The sequence below is a fragment of the Kitasatospora sp. NPDC127067 genome, assembly GCF_042724755.1.
In the GTDB taxonomy this organism is placed as follows: domain Bacteria; phylum Actinomycetota; class Actinomycetes; order Streptomycetales; family Streptomycetaceae; genus Kitasatospora; species Kitasatospora lactacystinica.
On sequence record NZ_JBHXEM010000275.1, the window covers coordinates 1 to 3,102 of the forward strand.

Annotated in this window: 2 protein-coding genes; both read right to left on the reverse strand. The window is 70.2% G+C overall.

Features of this window, described 5'->3' with window-relative positions:
- On the reverse strand, positions 1 to 1,565 hold a 1,565-nt coding region (locus tag ACFWJ4_RS41285; protein WP_380554545.1), incomplete at its 3' end, for a condensation domain-containing protein.
- The coding region (locus ACFWJ4_RS41290; RefSeq protein WP_380554547.1) for a condensation domain-containing protein at positions 1,562 to 3,102 on the reverse strand (1,541 nt) is incomplete at its 5' end. The genes ACFWJ4_RS41285 and ACFWJ4_RS41290, both read right to left, overlap by 4 nt.

Below are 3,102 nucleotides of genomic sequence, written 5' to 3' on the forward strand. Positions count from 1 at the left end.
ATCCCGCGTTCCAGGCACACCCCCACCAGAGCACCGGCGGCGATCCCGCGCGCGGTGAGGTGGTGGGCGAGACGGTTCGCCCGGGCGTTCAACTCACCGTAGGAAAGGGACTGTTCACCGAAGACCACGGCCACCGCATCCGGACACTCCCGCGCCCGCTCCGCCACCAGACCGTGCAGCGTCGCCGCGTCGTCGACCCGCGACCCACCACCACCCCACTCCGCCGACAGCGCCCGCAGCTCCGCCGTACTCAGCATCTCCAACTCGCCCACCAGTGCGGTCGGATCGGCCACCAGCGACGACAGCAGCTCCACGAAGTGCCCGACCAGACGCTCGACCTCCGCATGCCGGAAAAGGCCCTTGTCGTAGGTGATCTCCGCGAGCAGCGCCTCGTCGGTGTGGCTGACGGCGACGGTGATGGGGTACCCCGTGCGGGCCATCCCCTTCTGGTGGTGCACGGTGAGGTCTTGGGGCAGGTCCGAATCGCCGAAGCTCTTCGGGTAGTTCTCGAAGACGAGGATCGACCGGAAGAGCTGCTCGCCCTTGGGAACGGCGCTCCACCGCTGCGCGTCCACCAGTGAGGTGTACTCGTACTGCCGCAACTCGACGTGCTCGGCCTGGAGTTCACGAAGCCACTCGGCCACTGGGAGCTCGGGCCGCACCCGGGCACGGACCGGCAGCGTGTTGATGAACAGACCCACGATCGATTCCGCGTCGGAAAGGTCTGCGGGGCGCCCGGAGACGGTGGATCCGTAGACGACGTCATCGCCTCCGCCGTAGCGGGAGAGCAGCAGCGTCCAGACGGCCTGCACCACCGTGTTGACGGTCACCCGGTTGGACCGGGCGAAGGCGCCGAGCCGGGCCGCAGGACCGCCGGCGAGCTTCAGGTCGACGTCTCCGAAGCCGCTGTCGCCGGTGGCGCCGCCGATGCCCAGCGCCGTGGGCTCGGCGAATCCGTCCAGGTAGCGCCGCCAGAACCGCTCAGCACGATCCCGGGACTGCTCACCCAGCCAGCCCAGGTAGCGCGCGTAGGGGACGGGGTCGGAGAGCCGGGCCGCTGCTCCGTCGACGGCGGCGCGGTAGAGGGTGAACACCTCCTTCTGCACCATCTGAGTGCTCCACCCGTCGAGCAGGAGATGGTGGAAGGTCCACAGGGCCGTCGTCCGCTCGTCGGCGAGGCGGACCACCGTCAGGCGCAGCAGCGGTGCGGAGCCCAGGTCGAAGCCGCGCGCCCAGTCCTCGCTCCGCAGGACGTCGAGGCGGCGCTCCTGCTCGTCGGCCGGGAACGACCGCCAGTCGAGTACCTCGAAGGGCAGCTCGACCCGCCGCTGGACCACCTGCAGCGGCTCGTCCAGGCCCTCCCACACGAAGGCGGTGCGCAGCACGGAGTGCCGGTCGACGACCGCCTGCCACGCCTCGCGCAACCGTGCCAGGTCCAGCGGCCCGGCGAAGTCGTCGATGGACTGGGCGACATAGGGGTTCGCGCCGGACGCGTCGTACAGGACGTGGAACAGCATCCCGGACTGGAGCGGAGTCAGTTTGTAGATGTCTTCGACGTTGGTCATCGGGAGAACCTTTCAAGGACTGACGCCAGACCCGCTTCATCGAGTCCCGCGTGCGGGAAGCTGTTGGCCGAGACGGAGGGCCGGCTCGGGCCGGAGGTCTCGTTGAGCCTGTCTGCCGCGTGGCTCCGCAGGCTGCGGGTGAGTGCTTCGATCGATTCCTCGGTGTACGTGTCGGTCGCGTAGGCGAGCTCGAAGGACAGCGATCCGTCCTGGAGCTCGGCGGTCACCTCCACAGGGTGGAAGCGCATGCCAACCGGTGTGACGAACTCGCTGCCTGGTAGGAGGAGTTCGGTGTTCTCGCCCAGTCCGGCGGGGGGTGGGCCGGGCGGTTCGGCGATGGTCAGGACCACGGCCGGGCGGTCGCCGCCGTCGCCCGCCGGGCGGAGCAGGCAGCCGACGGTGCGGGTGAGGTCCATGCCGTTGAAGGAGCGTTCCCGGCCGCTCGCGGCGAGCTCGACCCGGTGCGGCCCCCCGGCCCAGTCGCCTACCGCCGACTCCACTGCGTCCAGGGCCAGTTCGGCAAGCCGGGCACGCCGCTCGTCGGTGCTGCCGGCGGTGAGCGATCCGGATTCCGACCGCTCCACCCGTGCCATCACGCGGGCCGTGGGGGAGGAGCGGTAGGTCCTCGTGCCGTCCGCGAGGTGTGCGGCCCAGGCAGTGAAAGGCGTGCTCTTCAGGGGCAGGACGACGTCCCTGCCCGCCGCGAGCGCCTGGTACGCGAGGTCCAGGTCCGTGAGGAGGATCGGCCAGGACTCCTCGTCCACGGCGAGCCGGTGGGCGACGAGCAGCAGGTGCCGCGCCCGGTTCTCACCGATGTCGAAGACGGCGCCATGGAGCAGCGGCCCTCCGGACGGATCGAGGCCGGCCCGTAGCGCCTGGCAGACGGTCGCCATCTGCGCGCGTCCGTCATCCTCCGTCCGGTCCGTCAGGTCGTGGTACGCCAGCTCGCCGGCCTCCTCGGCCGCTGTCGTCATGCGCCTGCCGTCGGCCTCCGGCCCGAAGCGCAGCCGCAGGGCGTCGTGGTGTCCGATCACCGCCGTGAGCGCCCGGCGCAGTAGGTCGGGGTCGAGGGCGGGGGTGGCGATCAGCCGGACGGTGCTGGCCCGGTCCGGGTCGTCCGCGGCGTCGAGCAGCGCCTGCTGGTACGCCGTCGCCGGCACATCCGTGTGCTCCACGGAGGTCACCCCCGTGTCGGGCAGCGCGTGCGCCGACAGTTCCTCGACGGTGGGGTGCTGGAACAGCATCGGTGGGGTCAGGTGCAGGCCGTACCGCTTGGCGCGGGAGATCACCTGGATGGTGAGGATCGAGTCGCCGCCGAGTTCGAAGAAGTTGTCGTGGATGCCGATCCGGTCGATGCCGAGTATGTCGGTCCAGATGCGGGCGACGATTTGTTGCACTGGGGTGTGCGGGGCGACGTACTGTTCGCCGAGTTCGGGCCGGTCGGTGTCGGGTGCGGGCAGGGCCTTGCGGTCCACTTTGTTGTTGGTGGTCAGTGGGAGTTGGTCGAGGAGGACGAAGGCGCTGGGGACCATGTAGT